The sequence below is a fragment of the Waterburya agarophytonicola KI4 genome, from assembly GCF_020640915.1.
Lineage (GTDB): Bacteria > Cyanobacteriota > Cyanobacteriia > Cyanobacteriales > Xenococcaceae > Waterburya > Waterburya agarophytonicola.
Window position 1 is genome coordinate 19,259 of sequence record NZ_JADWDC010000049.1, and the last position, 18,374, is coordinate 37,632.

An 18,374-nucleotide genomic window follows, 5' to 3' on the forward strand; every position below is an offset into this window, starting at 1 on the left:
ATTATTTAGTTTATTTAAAGCTTTCTAAAAGATTTATCCTTGAGGCCTGGCAGATTTTTTGGGAAATCTGATACAAAAAACAGTCTGTTTATTCTGACTTTTAACATCAACAGTGGCTTCCAGCATTGTTGCTAATTTTTGGACTAACGTCAATCCTAACCCCGTACCACCGTGCTTCCAAGGATCGTTATTGGGAATGCGATAGAATTGATCGAAAATTAATTCCTGTTCTTCTACAGGAATTTCTACCCCAGTATTAATAACGCAAAGAGAAATGTCTGATTCATTGGCTTCGGTTTGAATTGTAATTATTTGGTCTGCTGGAGTATATTTACAGGCATTATGCAGAAATTCTCGAACAATTCGTTCTAAAATCATAGGATCAGCTGCAATTTCCAATTTTTCTGCTGCTAAATCAAGGATTAATTGCTGGTTTTGGCTTTGAGTGCGTTGCAAGTATAGCTGGGTCAGATCGGGAATCCAAAGGTGAAGATCGATTAGTTCCAGTTCTACAGTTTTGGCTTTGGCATCTATGTAGCAAAGAGTTAATAAATCATCGACTAGTTGCTTTTGTCGATCGCATGAGTCATAAAAAATCTGGATAACTCGTTTAAATGTTTTAGACCTTCCTAGATTTTGCTTATTATTAATCAAGGTTTCCATTGTTTCAACAGCAAGTCGAATACTGCTGACTGGAGCTTTTAATTCATGGGAAATAGTTTTCAGGAAGTCGTCCTTAAGCTGGTTGAGCTTGGCTAGTTCTTCTACTTGCTGATTGGCAGCTTGATGGAGTCGGGCTTGACGGATAGCGATCGCACATTGAGCAGCTACCTGCTGCATCAGTCGAATTTCTATGTTTGAAAACACTTCTGTTGGCGGTCGAAGTCCCCAAAGATTGCCAATAATACCGCCACGGTCGTCAAAAATTGGGCAAGCCAAGCGATTTACCTGAATTCCTTGGGGATTGAATTCGGGAACAGGTTCGACTAATTGCAGAGGTTTTTTTTGTAAAAGTTGCTGGTAAAGTTCAGGAAACTCTGTTATGTCTCTACTGACTCCCTGACTCTTAGGTAAAGTGATAGTGTGTTCGTAGGCAATAGTGGCAGTTTTTTGCTCTGAGTCATAAAGCTCAATTTGGCAGCTACTAAGATCGAGAACCTCTGCTAATTCTTGAGTAGCAGTTTCTAGTATTTGTTTTTCATCAAGGCTGTCTCTAATTTTTTCGGTAGCACGACGCACCACCGCAAAAATTATCAAAAATACGCTCTAATTCAAGATCGCTTAGTGTAACCCCAGAATTAGCTATGATTAGCTTTAGTGCTTGAGCATCTGTTTCTATACTTACCTGGATGCTTTCCTTTTCAGGAGTGTACTTACAAGCGTTATTTAGCAGCTCGGTTAAAATGCGTTCGAGGATATCAGGATTAGTTTCAATTCTAGATAAATCTAATGGTAAATCGATTTTTAGCTGCTGCTGGTGCTGTTTTGTTCGGTGGGTAAATAGCTGAACGACATAAGTAATTAACCAATTGAGATCTACTAGTTCGACTTTTACAGGTTCGTTGCGGGCATCTAAATGAACCAACTCCAAAAGATCGTTAACTAACTTGATCTCTCTTTCGTACCCTGCTTCTAATATTTCTAGGGATTCTGAAGCAGCATCAAAATGTTGCTGCTGCCAATTGGGTAGTAGTTCAAACAGCATTTTGAGGGTGTCTGCACCCATGCCGATATTAGTCAAAGGTGTCCGTAGTTCGTGGGAAATGGTCTTGAGAAAATCATCTTTCAAATTATTGATTCTCTTTAATTCTGCTACCTGTAATTTGGCAGCACGATATAAACGAGCCTGACGAATGGCGATCGCACATTGGGAAGCCACCTGCTGCATCAGGCTTATCTCTATATCAGTAAAAATATCTGTTGGCGGTCTGAGTCCCCACAGATTACCAATGATTCCCCTCTCATCAAAGATCGGACAGGCTAGACGAGTAACCTGGATTCCTTGAGGATTAAATTCAGGAGTTTTTTCAACCAGTTGAATTGGATTTTTTTGTAATAGCTGCTCGTAAAGTTCGGGACGATCCTCAACTTTTCGGCTGATTCCCTGAGATAGAGGCAAACTAAGGCTGTGTTCGTATTGAATCGTGGCAATTACCTGCTCTGAGTCGTAAAGTTCAATTTGGCAGCTTTGGAGATCTAGAACCTCTGCTAACTGTTGAGTAGCAGTAGCTAAGATTTGCTTTTCATCTAAACTATCCCGCAGCTTATCCGTGACCTGACGCAGCAAAGCTTCAAACTCCAAAGCCCTTTGCTGTTCGCGATTTTGCCGATCTAAATCCTGGCGCATCTGACGCAGATTTAGGTGGGTTTGGATACGAACTAATACCTCTTCTTGTTCGCTTGGCTTGGTAATATAGTCCACTCCTCCCAACTTAAATCCCTGCACTTTGTTAACCTTCTCTGACAGAGCAGTTAAAAAAATTACGGGTATATCTTTCGTACCAGCTTCGGCTTTGAGACGACGACAGGTTTCAAAGCCATCAATATCAGGCATCAATACATCTAATAAAATCAAGTCTGGAGATTTAGATCTGGCAATCTGCAATCCAGTTTCACCATCTTCTGCTAGCAAAATTCGATAACCCTTGTCTTCCAAATAGGAAAATAACATTAATAAGTTATCAGGTGCATCGTCTACGATTAAGATTGCTTTCGATTTAGTATTTAATGACAAGCCTTCGATCATAAACGATAAAGATAGCGATCGCGCATAAATAAGTAGTCAAATCAAAATTTGCTTTTGATCTTTAGTATGTCTGCTTTTCTTAATATTTTAGTAAGCATTATGTCTGCTTATAAAAAAGTACACACAAAGAAATGAAACAAAAGAAAATTTTAATAATCAAAAATATAAAGCAATGTGATATTGATTATTTCTAGTCTGGCAAGGCTTTCACCCTTTTTTGAACCTTGTTTTTTGTCAAAGTCCCGATAAGCATGATGATAAATTTTACTTTGCGATCGCTTTTTCTGCGCATCAGCACCAAAAAAACTTGTTCTTGTACAGTTTTTTGAGCAAGTTGAAGAAATCAAGTGAGATCGCATTTTCTCAGCCAAAGTACGAAGTCGATTTGCTTTTATACACTCTAATGCTTGTAAATTAAAGGTTTTACTATCGTACAGCCTCAAAAATAGATTTGCTTTTATACACTTTTGTGAGCGATTTAGGGGAATCAAGTGCGATCTGATTTACTCATATCAGAAAAGTCTTGATGAGCAAATAGAATAGCTGTAGTAGGGGTTTCTCCCACTCTAAAATCTGGTGCTGGTAATTGGTAAGTTTCTGCGGCATCAATTACTTTGTCAATTCCACTACCTTTTTCCTCACAAATATTAAAACGCCTCATTATATCTGCAAGTTTTTCATTGCGAGAGCGATATTCATCAATAAAACGTTCAACTTTGATAGTCGGTGCTAATTCTTCACCTGCTCTCATCAAATACGCCCCCTCAAATGCTAGTGGCTGACCTATGCTACTCAATGACTTAATTATGACCAATTAAAGTAGTTTTAACGATACTAATCAGCAAGATACTGCTTAAGCAATTCTTTCAATTTTTTCAGCCGACAATTTTCAACTAGGGGACGTATTTCCTGAATAAAAGGAATTAAATTAAGTCGATCGCTTTGCCAACGATCGATTTGAGATAATACTTCTCTAATTTCTCCTTCCATTGACAATTCTAGAAGGTGGTTTAATTCTTCTGTGGTGGGAATGGCGATCGCTTTTAACTTAGAATCGGCTTGCGCTTTGCTATCTCCATCTGAATTAAGAGACTGTCTTGCTGATTGAGATCCTCTTTGAGCATCTTGAGTTATCCATTTTAATGGGAGATGTTGCTCTAAAAGCCTTAACAGTTGGGCTAAATTCAGAGGTTTTGCCAAAAAAGCATTTGCCCCCGCTAAATAACATTGGGATTCATCCGCAGGGAGGGTACTAGCAGATACAACAATGATCGGTAAATCTTGCCAAGTTGCTTCTTGTCTCAGGAGGTTAGTTACTGCCAAGCCATCGAGTTCGGGCATGACTAAATCCAAGAGTACTAAGTCGGGGTTGTGTTCTTTAATTTTGGCGATCGCTTCTGTCCCCGAAGCGGCTTCAATAACATCAAAACCTAAAGGAGTCAGAAAGTTAACTAGAACTTCCCGATTGTTTTCTAGATCGTCTACGACTAGAATAGTGCGCCTTTTCCCTTCATAGCCTGTAATATCGAGATGATGATTATTATTAACTGTGGACTCTAGAGAATATTCTACATGAGGAAAATCGATATCGAACCAAAATTCGCTCCCTTTCCCCAAAGTACTCCGCACCTGAATTTCACTGTCCATTTGTTGAGCAATACTTTGACTGATGCTCAAACCCAATCCCGTTCCTTCTTGAGAAGTGCGATCGCAATCTAATTGCTGAAAGGGTAAAAAGATTTCTGCCAGTCGATCTTCAGGTATGCCGATTCCTGTATCGGCAACGTGAAAGCGAACTTTATTGTTATTACCTCCTTGATCCCCAGAAAAATCGCGGACATAACCGACGCTAAAAGAGATTTTACCTTTAGGGGTAAACTTGACCGCGTTACTCAGCAAATTTAGTAAGAGTTGGCGCAGACGAGTTTCATCTCCCCTTACTACCGTCGGCAGATCCGAAAGAATCAGATGCTCTAATTCAATGCCCTTTTGCTGACAGCGAATCTGAATCATTGCCTTTAAGTTATCTAAAAAGGAAGACAAGATAAAATCGGTAAACTCTAAATTGAGCTTTCCTGCTTCGATTTTAGCGATGTAGAGAATATCATTAATTAGGGTAAGTAAATGTTGACCCGATCGCTGAATCACTTCAACTCCCCGCTGTTGTTTGGCAGTGAAATCTGTTTCTCGGCGCAGAATTTGAGCAAAGCCTAAAATAGCATTGAGAGGAGTCCGCAATTCATGGCTGGTATGGGCAATAAAGGCACTTTTAGCCTGGTTAGCAGTTTCCGCAGCTTCCTTGGCTTGTTGTAGCTGCAATGATTGATTTTGCAGTTGAGCGAACAAATCCACCTGAGCGATCGAAATACCTAACTGAATACCAGTTTGGGTCAAAAGGCGCATTTCTCCTTCTTTCCACTGGCGAGGTTTTTGGTTTTGGTATGCTGCTAGTAATCCCCACAGTCGATCGTTTTGAAAAATCGGTGCAATACAAAAGGTTTTAACCCCCAAGCGTTCGTAAAGTTCGCGGTGACAATCAGTAAATTGTGCCTCGGCTATATCTGCGATGGCGAAGGTTTCACGGGCTTGATATCTACCGCCTTCTGTTTCCCGCAGGCAGGTATCAGTCCAACTATCATCTAATTGGATATCTTTTAAGGGAGAACAACTATCCGTTATTGATTCGGCTACAAATTGACCACTCCAGTCGGAATTGAATTGGTAAAGAGCAACGCGATCGCATTTTAAAGTTTCGTGGATATTTGCCGTTGTTACCTGAAATATTTCGTCTAGATCTAAAGTTTCACGAATTTTTTCGACAACATTGAGAATAGTTCTTTCTCTAGCTGCGCTAGCTCTTAATTCTGCTTCGGTTTCTTTTTGTTGGCTGATATTGGTAGAGATACCACAGAGGGCATAAACTTCCCCTTGCTCGTCAATTAGGGGTGCTTTAATGGAAATATAAGTATGTAGGCTGCCATCAGGGAGAGTCGCTGATTCTTCAAAGTTTAAAACCGATTTGGTAGTTAATACTTGGCGATCGTTATTCAGGACTATTTCTGCAACCTCGGGGGGAAAGATATCGCGATCGCTCTTCCCTAAAATATCAGCTTCAGTTAGATTAAACGACTCTAAATACTGTCTGTTAACTAACAGATAACGCCCGTTAATGTCCTTAAGATAGATGATTGAAGAGGTAGTGGATAAAATTGCCCGCAATCTGGCTTCTGATTTTTGGAGAGCTTTGGTGCGCTCTTCTACTCTCTCTTCTAGGTCTTGATTGAGCTGACGTAGCTCGAATTGAGAGGCTTTTAGTTCTTGATTGACTAGGTGAATTTGATGTTGAATGGTTTTAAGTTCGTCAATATCAATAAAAGAAATCACCACTCCATCTAACTGTCCGTCTTCTAAAAGATAGGGATTGATCCGCATTAACAAGTGAAAATCTTTTTCTAATAGCTTGACCTCTTTATCCACAACCTGTTGGGTGTCGATCGCTACTTGGAGTAGTTCATGTAAATTGGGACAGTCGAGATTGTGAGTAATGTGTTTGAGGGGACGATAAATATCTGCTTCTACTAGGTTGATGGCGACGGTAGCTGCGGGGGTAAATTTGCGAATCTTTAAATTGCGATCAAGAAATACCACACCAATATCCGTACTACGGAGTAAATTATCGACATCGTTGTTTAATTCGGTTAATTCCCCGATTTTTGACTGATATTCCGCATTAACAGTGTATAGTTCTTCATTAACGGAATGAAGTTCTTCGTTAGTGCTTTGCAACTCTTCATTGGAAGCCGTTAACTCTTCATTAGTTGCCTGTTGTTCTTCGTTAGTAGTCTCTAACTCTTCAATTACCGCCTGAAGATTTTCGCGAGTTTGCTGTAGCTCGTATTCCAACTCCATAATTCGTTGGGAGGCTTCGGCATCAGCTTCAAACCTTTCCCCCGCAGTCTGAGGGTGTCGAGTTTGATCTTCTTGGATAACAATAAAAAAAAAGTCATCGGCTAGTTTATTACTTTCGTGATAAACAACTTCCAGCTTAAAATTACATTCCCGTTGCTCTCGCTCCATTTTAATACCGAGATAGGATACGGGCGATCGCTCTCGTTTGGCACGATGGAGGGCGGTAATTAGAGGCAGTTGCAGATCGGCAACAATCATTTTAGTGATATCTGTAGTCGTTCTACCAAAAGGTACTTTGAGGATACTGATATTATCGTTAAAGGCATGAAATAATTTATGTTCGCGATCGACTAACAGGCAGGTAGCGTTGTTTTTCTGGAGAACATAACTAAAAGCTACATCCAGCATCGGTTCAAGTCTATTTTCCGAGCTGGGCTTACAAGTCACAAAGGGCAGAAGCTGGCGAGAAATTTTGCTCATACCCTTGACTGGAACATTTAGACGAACATCCCGACGTTTTTGATAGATTTTGTTCTTCTTATCTAAAGCTTGAAATTCAGGCTCAATATACCCTAGAGTTTCTGCTTCGCCCAAGAATAAAATTCCTTTAGATGCCAAGGAAAAATGGAGATTACGTAATACCTGCTGCTGTAAATTTGACTGTAGATAAATTAGCACGTTGCGACAGCTAATCAAGTTCATGCGGGTAAAACCAGCATCTTTGGTGATGTCGTGGGGAGCAAATAACAGCTTTTCCCTAATTTTGCGAATTATCTGGAGGGAATTATCTTTCCGCACGAAATAACGTTCCAATCGTTCAGGATTGATATCTTTAGAAATCGTTTGAGGATAAATACCCTGAGTAGCTTTTTCCAATGCCGATTTATCAATATCCGTGGCAAAGATTTTGAACCGAACTGGTTTCTTCGATAGTGAGATCGCTTCTTCTAGCAAGATCGCTAGGGAATAAGCTTCTTCTCCCGTGGCACAAGCCGTTACCCAACAGCGCAGTTCCTCATGGGGTTCGGCTTTAGCAATTAAGTCGGGAATTACCTCAGTCTCCAAAAAATCCCAGGCTTGGCGATCGCGAAAAAAGTGGGTGACGCTAATCAGCAAATCGTGTCGAAGAATTGCTCGCTCTTCGGCAGAATTTTCCAGTAGTTGAATAAACTCGTCGAGATTATTACAGCCACTAATTAAGTAACGGCGATGGATGCGTCGAGAAAGAGTACTAGTTTTATAGTGGGAAAAATCAGTTTGATCGTGCTGTGCAAGAACTTTAGCAATGTGTTGCAAGGTATCGACATCGAGCAGATCGCTGCGATATTTATTACCTTTATCCAGAGAATTAGGCGAACGAACTAGCTGATTAATTGTCTGAGCTAATTCTGGTGGCGGTAAAACTCGATCTATAACTCCTGTGGCGATCGCAGTACGGGGCATGCCATCAAATTCAGCCGTTTCTGGTTCTTGCACCATAGCAAAACCACCAGCTTCATTAATTGCCCTTAAACCATTTGTACCATCGCTACCCGTCCCCGATAAAATTACGCCAATAGCTTTTTCCACAATGTTCTTAGCTAAAGATTCTAAGAAAATATCAATAGGAAAATTTAGTCCGTGGCGGTTTCTTTCTTCCTGTTCTAATAAATGAAGCTTTTGTCGATCTAAAACTAGATTTTTACCAGGAGGAATCAGATAGATAGAATTTGGCTCTAACTCCATCCCTTCTGTAACTCGATAAATTGCCATACGGGTACGTCGTCCGAGCAATTCCTTCATCAAACTTTTGAAATCTGGTGAAAGATGCTGAATTACCACGAAGGCTGCCCCGCTATCCGTTGGCATATGCTCGAAAAACTCTTCTAAAGCGCGTAATCCCCCTGCAGATGCACCAATACCGACCACAAATTTTCTTTGTTCCTGTTGTGAGAGGTCAGAATTAGTATCATTATCGTTTTCGGACATACAAACTGTTACAAAGTAGCGGTTATAGATTATATCGTATTCTTTATTTTACTAATAATCAAAAATATAATTATTTTGTAATTATTTGCCCCTAGATATTTATACTGTTTGACTTTTTGAAAAGTTGACCATCAGTGATGTGCACAATATAAACATACGTATTTATATCTAAATTAGAAATATATTAAAATATTGCTCTTACAATACTAATTATATTTGTAATTCACACAATCAAACAGTTAGATATTAAATTAGTAGGTGATATTTTGTTTTCTTTACCATTACAACTCAGACAAGCAGTTGGCCCCAAACTATACAAAACAAAAACTAGATTAGCTTGGCCTTATAATCGCGTAACTTCTGCCGAACGTGCTTTGCCCGACTTTATTATTCTAGGGGCAATGAAGGCAGGAACGACAAGTCTTTCTTATTATTTATATGAACATCCTGAAACGTTTCTTTCTATTCCCAAAGAAGTTCACTTTTTTGATGGTGGAAAAAATCCTCAAGTAGATACTTTTGCGAAAGGAGAATATTGGTATCGCGCCCATTTTGCCAAACAAAAAAAACTAGCTCCTGGTACTAAGGTATTTGAAGCAACTCCAGCGTATCTTTTTAATCCTTTAGCACCCAAACGTATTTTTGAAACTCTACCTAATGCTAAACTGATTATCTTATTAAGAAATCCGACAAAAAGAGCTATTTCTCACTATTTGCATGGAGCTAGAAGAAATTGGGATCCTTTGCCTTGTTATGAAGCTTTACAGGCAGAAGAAGCAAGACTAAAGCCTGTAATTGAAGCCCAAAATTATAAAAGTAGAGCTTTTATTGAATATTCTTATAAAAGTCGTGGTCTTTATCGAGAGCAGATAGAAAGATATCTAGAGTATTTTCCTAGGGAGCAAATGCTGATATTCAATAGTAACGATCTGTTTACTCAAACTGAAGCTGCTCTAAAGCGTGTATTTGATTTTATTGGCGTAGATCCAACTTTTAAAGTTAAAAATTTGACTGTACCTAATTCTGCACCTAACAAGAAGAAATTTGAACCTCATGTTTATGAGTATCTCAATGATTATTTTAAAACTCATAATGAAGCACTATATGAATTTATGGGAGAAGATTATGGTTGGAACAAAAATAAGTAATAAGTAATAAATATCTTGGTGGTGAGCAATATTCAATCGATCAAGAAGTGATTAAATTGTTTGCTTTATCCACCTTACAAGGCGGAAATAGAAGGTTGGGATACTGTTGGCGAATTCAAAAATCACATTTTCAGGCGATCGCGAAATTCACTCAGAACCGAAAAATTAAACCCATCATCTTCTAATTCTAGAGATAGAGCGTATTTCCAATCAATTCTTCCCCTGACTGCATCTGCTGTTTGTCGATCTGAAAAGCTTTCTAGAAATTGCATAAAGACTGACATTAAACTTTAATTAAAGTTTAATGTCAGTCTTTCTTTTTTTGACTTTTATGATTTACTTTTGAACGATTGTCGCTTGAGCCAAAGTAATGTGTTGCTGTTGAGCAATAATGGTTTGGGAATGACGAACATTAGCATTAATTGCTACTGTAGTCGAGTCATACATTTGAGTTGCAAGTTTGGGATAAATACCAATACCTACAATTAATACTAAGAAACAGGCTGCAATAAATATTTCTCTGGGTGTGGCATCTTCAAAAGGAGCTTCTCCAGGTAGTACACAGCTATTCCCAAAACAAACTGCGACTTCATTAGTAGGTTTTGTGGTTTTAATTATGTCAATATCGCAAGCTAATGCTTCATTAGAGTTGAAGAAAACTAATCTTAGCATCGATAGTAAATAGATAGGAGTCATGATGATCCCTACCGCAGCTAGAAATACAAGCACTGTCGAAAAAGTAGGGTTATAAATATCATTGCTAGTAAACCCAACAAATACAGCGATTTCACTAGCAAAACCACTCATTCCAGGAAGAGCGAGAGAAGCCATGGCACCTGCGGTAAACAGAGCGAATACTTTAGGCATTACTACTGCAATACCATCCATCCGATCCATAAACAAAGTGTGAGTGCGATCGTAGGTTACTCCAGTTAGGAAGAAAAGTAATGACGCAATTAAACCATGAGATAACATCTGTAATACCGCGCCACTAGTACCAATATCGGTAAAGGATGCGATTCCCAACAAGACGAATCCCATATGGGAAACTGAAGAATATGCCAAACGGCGTTTCATATTGGTTTGACCAAAAGAGCTAAAAGCACCGTAAATAATATTAATTACTCCCAAGGTGGCTAAAACTGGAGCAAAGTAAATGTGGGCATCGGTCAATAAGCCCATGTTGAGGCGAATTAGACCATAACCACCCATTTTAAGCAATACACCAGCCAAAATCATTGATACGGGAGCAGAAGCTTCGCCGTGAGCATCGGGCAACCAAGTATGTAGAGGGAAAATTGCTAGTTTTACGCCAAAAGCAATGAGTAACCCCGCATAAAGAGGTATTTCTAAACCTAGAGGATAATCTTTGAGTGCCAATGCAGCCATATCAAAAGTGAGATTATCACCATAGAAAGCCATACCCAATCCTGCAACGAGGATAAATATAGAAGCTGCTGCGGTATAGAGTAAGAATTTGGTGGCTGCATAACGACGTTTTGAACCACCCCATATAGAGACTAACAAATATACAGGAACTAATTCTAGTTCCCACATAACGAAGAATAATAATAAGTCTTGCGCTACAAATACTCCAATTTGGGCAGAATATAGCAGCAACATTAAGAAATAAAACAAGCGTGGTTTGCGATCGACTTGCCAAGCAGACAGCATTGCTAGAGTAGTGACGAATCCTGCCAGCAAAACTAAAGGAGCAGATATACCGTCTACTGATACTGTCCAGCTAACCCCTAACTGGGGAATCCAATTATAGGTTTCGGTTAACTGAAACTGAGCATTGCTAGAATCATAATTATTCCAGAATGCGTAACCCATTAATATAAAATCTGCAATACCGACAATTAGAGCGTACCAACGAACGGTCTTACCTTCCTTGTCGGGAATCAGAGGTATTGCTAGAGCAGCTAGCAAGGGAAATAAGATAATCGCGGTAAGCCAGGGAAATGAAGCTACCATTGTAAAATTTTGCTGATAAATTTAACTGTTAATAACAGTATTATATATTAAGTTTTGTAAAAAAAATATTGTTATTATAAATCAAAATAAACAAATATAAACTATTCATAATTATCTATTTGTAATCGATCTCAAACTAAAATCATTTTGCGATCGCAAGTCTTATAAGTATATTTGCGCGATCAATAGGTCTACAATCTCAAAATATTCAAAATTACAACAGTAATGATAGTTTATGTTGAATAAAATACCAGGAAGAGGCTATCTATTAATAGCAGTTTTAATTTTTGCTGCTTCTAATTCAGTTACACGAAGACTGACAGAATTAGGTGCGAATAATTTAATTGACGGCAGAAATCCGATTTCCTTTTGTAATGTCTTGTTTGTGGGCAATCTTTGTGCTTTGTTAGCTTTAATTGCTATTTATGGCAAGGAATGGAATTCAAACTCCCTCAGTCGACTTTCAATAATGGACTGGATCGGGATGTTGGCGGTAGCGGGTTTATCGGGTGCATTAGCACCAGCTATGTTTTTCTTTGCTTTAGAACAGACGGCAGTAAATAATGTAGTCTTGATTGGTAGAATTGAACCGCCAATCACTCTGGCTTTATCAGTCTTGATTTTGAAAGCAAGAGTTAACCAACAGATTGTCATTGGTGCAATGTTAGCTTTTGTGGGGGTAATTCTCACTATTTTATTGCAGCCCACCGAGAGTAACATGATGGCAATGGGAGGTTTTAATATTGGTCAGGGAGAATTGATGACTGCGGTAGGTGCGATCGCTGTAGCTATATCTAGCATCATTAGCAAAATTAGACTAAATAGTATTCCTTTAGGAATTTTTACTATTTTTCGGACTACCGTTGGTACGGTGATTTTCTTTTCTCTAACGGCTAAACTTTATGGTATCGGTCATTTTATGGATGTTTTCACACCTATAATCTGGCAATGGATGTTGTTGTATGGTGGGGTGATTGTCGTAGGGGGACAACTAGCTTGGTTTAGAGGTTTGAAGACTACAGGGGCTGCGGATGTATCTTTAGCAAGTTCGATCAGTCCGATTGCAGGGATTGTTTTTTCCTTTCTAATCTTGGGGGAAGTTCCTACAATGGCTCATTATATTGGTGGTAGTGTAATTATTTTGGGTATTATCTTCAATCAAATAGGTGCAGCACGTCAAAATAATTCTGTAGATGAAAAAGAAATGGATAAAAAAGTTGGATTTAAGGGGATTTAACTTTTGTGAGTCAGTTCTATCACGATTGTTTCTGCTTGTTCGGCGGTTAGGGGTTGAGAAAATAAAAATCCTTGACCAAATTCTACGTTTAGAGAGTTTAAAGTTGTGGCTTGAACATCAGTTTCAATTCCTTCGGCAATTATTTTCATATTTAAAACTTGAGCCAGAGTAATAATAGTTTTAATAATTTCTAAGTTTTGTCGTTCGACATTCATGGCGTTGACAAAAGAACGATCTATTTTGAGAACGTCTATGGGGAATTGAGGAAGATAACTAAGGGAAGAATAACCAGTGCCAAAGTCATCAAGAGAAAGCTGTATTTGGCGATTTTTAATTTGGTGCATTACTTCGATTAATTGTTCCGTATCTTCTATCAGCATACTTTCGGTTATTTCAAATTTGAGATATTGAGAGTCAACTTGAGTTCGATCGATGATGCGATCGACAATCTGAAGAAAATTGCGATCGTGTAGTTGTTCTCCAGCAACATTAATACTCATAGTGAGAGATGTTGCAGGGGGTAGTTTATCTTGCCAAATTTTCAGTTGCTGACAAGCTTGATCCATCACCCATTGTCCTAAAGCAACAATTAAACCCGTTTCTTCTGCCAGAGGAATAAAATTATCGGGGGAAACAATACCTCGTTCTGGATGTTGCCACCTTACTAAAGCTTCAAAGCCAATTAATTTAAGATTACTCAGAGAATAAATAGGTTGATAGTAGAGAACTAGTTCTTGATGAAATATGGCTTGTCGGAGTTCGTTTTCTAATTCCAAACGACTCATGGCATCAAGATACATTTGCTGGTTGAAAATTTCATATCTCGCCTTGCCCAATTCTTTGGCTCGATATAGTGCGGTATCCGCATCGCGGAGTAGATCTATTTCTTGATGATACTCCCTATTGCCGATCGCAATACCAATACTGACAGTAATCATTAAATTGCGGTTGCCAAGATTGAAGGGAATGGCAAATTCTTGGAGAATTTTATCGGCTACCACAACGGCATCATTGACATCATCAATATCTTTTAAAAGAATAGTAAACTCATCTCCTCCCAGTCTGGCGATCGCATTTTTCTTGGATACGCATTCTTGTAGTTTTTGGGCGCAACTAATTAATAATTTATCTCCTGCCAAATGCCCCAAGCTATCGTTAATAATTTTGAAACGATCTAAATCGATAAATAAAACAGCAAATTGTCGTTCTGGGCAATCTACCGTATTTTGCAAGCATTTTGCCAACTGTTCCATAAACAAGTTGCGGTTAGGCAATCCTGTCAGACTATCGTGGAGGGCATCGTGACGTAGTTTTTGTTCTAGGCGATGGCGTTGTACAATTTCTTGTTGGAGGATGTGATTTGCTGATTCTAGTTGGAATGTACGCTCTTTGACTCTTTGCTCTAATTCTTGATTGAAAGTTTGGATTTTGGCATTGGCTGCCTGTAATTCTAGTTGATTTTTAACGCGAACTAAGACTTCTTCAACTTGAAAGGGTTTACCAATAAAATCTACACCACCACTGGTAAAGGCTTTGATCTTACCTTGAATGTCATCTTGCGCGCTGAGAAAAATCACGGGAATCGAACTGGTTATGGGATCTGCTTTGAGTTGTTGGCAGACTTGATAACCATTCAAGTCAGGCATATTAATATCTAAGAGAATTAAATGGGGCAGATCGTTACGCGCGCCCATCAAAGCGATCGCACTATTTATAGCACAGCGTACTTGATAGCCATGTTGGGAAAGGGTTGTGGATAAAAATCGCAGATTATCAGGGACATCATCTACGATCAGAATTTTATAAGACAATTCCTGAGATGGTTGATTCATGGCAATAGTTAAGCAGTAAGTTCTAAAATTACGTCGAAATCAAAATTGACAACATTGATTGTCATGCTTGCCAAGCATTATTTTCTTACCCTAGTTATAATCCTTAGTTACTAAAGTGTTCCCAGAAATCTCTTAAAAGTATTTAATTAAATTAATTTACGCGATATTATTGACTCCAGTTAATCGGTAGAGTCGTATCTTGAACGCAATCATCTGGCGTGACAATCTCTGTTTCTCGATCTAATACTGCCTCGACGCGATCGTATATCTCCTGTGCTTCTTCAAGAGAATTACCAATACTCGTCAAACCAAGTTTGCCAAATTCCGATAATGCACCCATGAGATGAAACACCGTACCAGTCCGACTGCTACTATCAAAATGCAGTCTTTCTTGAGCAATAATATCCATCAAATCGTTGGGTAAAAGTCCTCGATAGCGATCCTTTTGGAGATTATCCGTAGCAATATAATGTTTTTCTTGATTTTGTTGGCTCAAAAACTTGCCCGTATCGTAATCAAATGTACCGTTAGTCAACAGTCTTAAGGTCATAAAGGGGTGAGTTGTCCCTCCTTTGCGCAGATTGATTTCGATCGCCTGAATATCCCATTGCTGATCTGGCTGTTGTACCGCAATAAAATCAACACTATAACGCTCGATCGCTCCTTTGGATGCGAGAACTTCCCCTACTTTTAAACCCAATTCTTGCAATTGGTAGCGATAGCTGGCATCGGCGGGAAAATAGCAACCTTCGTATACTTGTCCGTCTGCACCGCCTAAAATTTGATCGTGAGTGGAGACAATTTCCACTTCCCCCGATGGTCTAATATAACCCTGTACGCTAGGAGATCGCTTAATATCTCCTTCTACAAAAGCTTCCACAATTGCCCCTAATTCGGGGATGCGTGCCGAAAAAGTCGACCAAGTTTCTCCCGCCCCCTGAAAACTCATACATTCTAGCTGTTTGTTTAAAGCATTAATTGTTTTCTCGCGATCGCATAGATCGGGAATACTATCTTGAATTGGTCTGAGGTCGAGTATAGCATTGCCTTCCCCTGAAAAGCCTTCGTTCAGCTTAACCACAATTCTTTGCAAGTCGGGTTGTCTTTGCCACAAATTCAGTAATTCTTGGACTAGATCGAAGATATTCTCTACTGTATAGCTACCATCAGGATGGGGAATCTTGGCTTCGGCAAAGATTTCTCTACTACCACTTTTTGAACCCCAATATAGTACTTCAGGAGAAGCTGCTAACAAGGGAATACCCAGAGTTAGAGATAGTTTTTGTTCCAGGTGGGTGGAATTATAACAAACCATATATGATTTATTCGGACGCAGGGCGCGACGAATTTTTTCCACTAGTCGAGGACGCTCTAAAATCTTTTGGGTTAAGGGTTTGAGAGAACCATCATAGGTACTAATCAACAATAGGCGATCGCGAGCATGGGAAAATGGAATTCCTGGTAATAACTGTAGATAATAGTCAATTACGATCGGACACAAAGGCAAAGCAGTAATATAAATTACCCGCGTTAAGGGGTTACGCAAGCGGATGAGGGAAAATAGCAATCTTTCTTCGTAGTGTAAAAATCCTGCTACCTTATTCCCTACCTCTTGATCGACGCTAAAAGAAGGAATTACTAAAATATCGTAGTCATCGCGGTCAAAGATGTCGACGCTTTGCCAAAGTTGCCCCTCCTCTGGGGATTTTGTCCACTCTCTTAGCTGGTTTTGTAGCTGTCTAAAACGTTCTGCTGCCGTCGGTTGAAATGTGTCTACCATGCCTATAGAAAGTAACTAAACTTTGGGCGTAACTCCAAGTAATTATAGTAACTCGCTACGAATACAGATGTTTCCTCTGTTTTAAGAATTGATACGTAAAGAAAACATAACTTTCTTCAGGTAAATGGGAACAATGTCATTACAAATTTGAAGTTGTGGTAAAGGTGTATGAAATCTAAATATCTAGTTTCTTGTTTAACTATAGTTGCAGGACTTTCTTTGTTTCCTCGGGCTGTCATGGCTGATGTGGTGGTTAAATGGCAACCAGGAGATAATGCTGCCAATATTCAAAAAGCGATCGATTCGGGGGATAGTACGATTATTATTCCTAAAGCAGCTAAACCTTGGTTGGTCGGAGAAACTATTTATGCCAAAAGACCCAACCAAAAAATTGTTTTTAAACCAGGAGTATTACTAGCAGCGCAAGAGGGAGCTTTTCAAGCAACAACGGAAAATATGATTACCGTGTTGGCAGATAACGTTTCTCTATCTGGCTATAAGGCTACCTTAAAAATGCGTAAAGCTGACTATCAAAATCCCAATTTATATCAGCCTTCTTCCTTCCGCCACATCATAGTACTTAGAGGGGCAAGAAACTTTGTAGTAGAAGGATTAACTCTCGAAGATGCGGGGGGTGATGGTATTTTTATTTCTCACGGTCAAGTTGAAAATGATGAAATTCCTGTCAGAAAATATTCTTCGGGGGTAGTTCGCGATGTGCTTTCTAAAAATAATCATCGACTGGGAATGAGTATCATGAGCGCGCAGGATCTCTTGGTAGAAAATAGTACTTTTCAGGGTAGTAGTGGTACTAAACCATCTTCAGGAGTCGATATCGAACCCGATCATGATTGGCAAAAGCTAGTCAATATTAACTTGATTAATAATAAGTTTATTAATAACGATCGCAATGGAATTCAAATGGGATTAGCTAGATATCGAGGTAGTAATGTGTCGGATATTAGTATTAGTTTTGATGGTTGCACTTCCACGGGAAATGGAGAAGATGGTATTTCCATTAACGCACACGATCCTGGATTTACCGATGGGCCAAAAGGTTTTATTGATGTCAAAAACTGTAATATTGCTAGTTCTGGAGAACATGGTGTCTTTATCAAATCCGACCATCAAGATCCTGCAAACACCTTCAAGATTAGCTTTGACAATATTACTTTGAATAATACTGCCACAAAATCAACCGAGTTTTTTCCGATTAATTTTCAAAATAGTTTAGAGCCTGGGGTAGTTTGCAATATTGATTTTGGCAATAATTTTTCAATTACAGACAATAAAAGTCGTCCCCCACTATTCGCTAATGGCCCAGCTAGAAAACAAGGTATCACTAACGTTCACGGTACGATTCGAGTAAATAACGACCTTAAAACAGAACCAGTTTTAGGCGATCGATTGAATAACGTTACTTTGAAATTTATCGATTGACACTCCCCCTGTTAAAGCACGCTTCGCTAGGGGGATTCTTGGTTCAGCAATACATAGCTAGATGGGTCTTTGACCCATCCCCGCCAGGGGTATCTCCACAAGCGAACACCGTCTGCCCGACGGCTAAAATATTCAGAGAACTGTTATAGTCTCTCAAATTATGGCTACTGCACGATGGACAAGTCCATTCGCGGACAGATAGAGGTAGCTTGTCGATGATGTACCCGCAAGGATGACATCGTTTAGTTGACGGAAACCACCGATCTATCTTGCCTAACTGTCTAAGCTTAGACGCACCTAGTTTAGGTTATAATCAGGGGAAAAAAAGAGCGATCGG

Annotated in this window: 9 protein-coding genes and 3 pseudogenes; 3 read left to right on the forward strand and 9 right to left on the reverse strand. The window is 39.3% G+C overall.

Going from position 1 to position 18,374, the window contains the following annotated elements; genetic code table 11:
• Positions 1-33: 33 nt before the first annotated feature.
• From I4641_RS16815 to I4641_RS16830, 4 genes and pseudogenes are all read right to left on the reverse strand, one after another.
• Positions 34-1,257: a GAF domain-containing sensor histidine kinase gene (locus I4641_RS16815; RefSeq protein WP_229641739.1), complete on the reverse strand. Its 1,224-nt coding sequence runs from the start codon at positions 1,255-1,257 to the stop codon at positions 34-36.
• A complete protein-coding gene (locus tag I4641_RS16820; protein WP_229641740.1) occupies positions 1,214-2,734 on the reverse strand; it encodes a response regulator in 1,521 nt (506 codons plus the stop codon). Before I4641_RS16820 ends, I4641_RS16815 begins: the two co-directional genes overlap by 44 nt.
• Before the next feature lie 505 nt (positions 2,735-3,239).
• A pseudogene (locus I4641_RS16825) lies at positions 3,240-3,473 on the reverse strand (ATP-binding protein); the annotation flags it as partial.
• 107 nt (positions 3,474-3,580) lie between these two features.
• The gene (locus I4641_RS16830) at positions 3,581-8,623 is read right to left on the reverse strand and encodes a chemotaxis protein CheB (protein ID WP_229641742.1); all 5,043 of its coding nucleotides are present in this window, start codon (positions 8,621-8,623) and stop codon (positions 3,581-3,583) included.
• A gap of 266 nt (positions 8,624-8,889) precedes the next feature.
• On the opposite strand from I4641_RS16830, the gene I4641_RS16835 reads away from it, so the two are divergent.
• Positions 8,890-9,771, forward strand: coding sequence for a sulfotransferase domain-containing protein (locus I4641_RS16835; protein ID WP_229641743.1), 882 nt, complete (start codon positions 8,890-8,892; stop codon positions 9,769-9,771).
• A 131-nt stretch (positions 9,772-9,902) separates the two neighbouring features.
• Here I4641_RS16835 and I4641_RS16840 read toward each other — a convergent pair.
• Positions 9,903-10,043 (reverse strand): annotated as a pseudogene (locus I4641_RS16840) (transposase); the annotation flags it as partial.
• Positions 10,044-10,107: 64 nt separating this feature from the next.
• Complete coding sequence (locus tag I4641_RS16845) at positions 10,108-11,748, reverse strand: NAD(P)H-quinone oxidoreductase subunit 4 (RefSeq protein ID WP_229641744.1); 1,641 nt, start codon at positions 11,746-11,748, stop codon at positions 10,108-10,110.
• 235 nt (positions 11,749-11,983) lie between these two features.
• Between I4641_RS16845 and I4641_RS16850 the strand changes: the two genes are divergently transcribed.
• Positions 11,984-12,985 (forward strand): DMT family transporter, encoded by a 1,002-nt coding sequence (locus I4641_RS16850; RefSeq protein ID WP_229641745.1) that lies wholly within the window; start codon positions 11,984-11,986, stop codon positions 12,983-12,985.
• On the opposite strand, the gene I4641_RS16855 is transcribed toward I4641_RS16850, so the two are convergent.
• Together I4641_RS16855 and I4641_RS16860 are read right to left on the reverse strand one after the other, a co-directional pair.
• Positions 12,982-14,817, reverse strand: coding sequence for a two-component system response regulator (locus I4641_RS16855; RefSeq protein ID WP_229641746.1), 1,836 nt, complete (start codon positions 14,815-14,817; stop codon positions 12,982-12,984). The genes I4641_RS16850 and I4641_RS16855 overlap by 4 nt on opposite strands.
• A 166-nt stretch (positions 14,818-14,983) precedes the next feature.
• On the reverse strand, positions 14,984-16,597 hold the full coding sequence (locus tag I4641_RS16860) for a peptide ligase PGM1-related protein (protein ID WP_229641747.1): 1,614 nt from the start codon (positions 16,595-16,597) through the stop codon (positions 14,984-14,986).
• Between the two features lie 168 nt (positions 16,598-16,765).
• Here I4641_RS16860 and I4641_RS16865 point away from each other — a divergent pair, with 168 nt between their 5' ends.
• The gene (locus I4641_RS16865) at positions 16,766-18,037 is read left to right on the forward strand and encodes a glycoside hydrolase family protein (protein ID WP_229641748.1); all 1,272 of its coding nucleotides are present in this window, start codon (positions 16,766-16,768) and stop codon (positions 18,035-18,037) included.
• Between the two features lie 43 nt (positions 18,038-18,080).
• Here I4641_RS16865 and I4641_RS16870 read toward each other — a convergent pair.
• Positions 18,081-18,308: pseudogene (locus I4641_RS16870) on the reverse strand (zinc ribbon domain-containing protein); the annotation flags it as partial.
• Positions 18,309-18,374 lie beyond the last annotated feature (66 nt).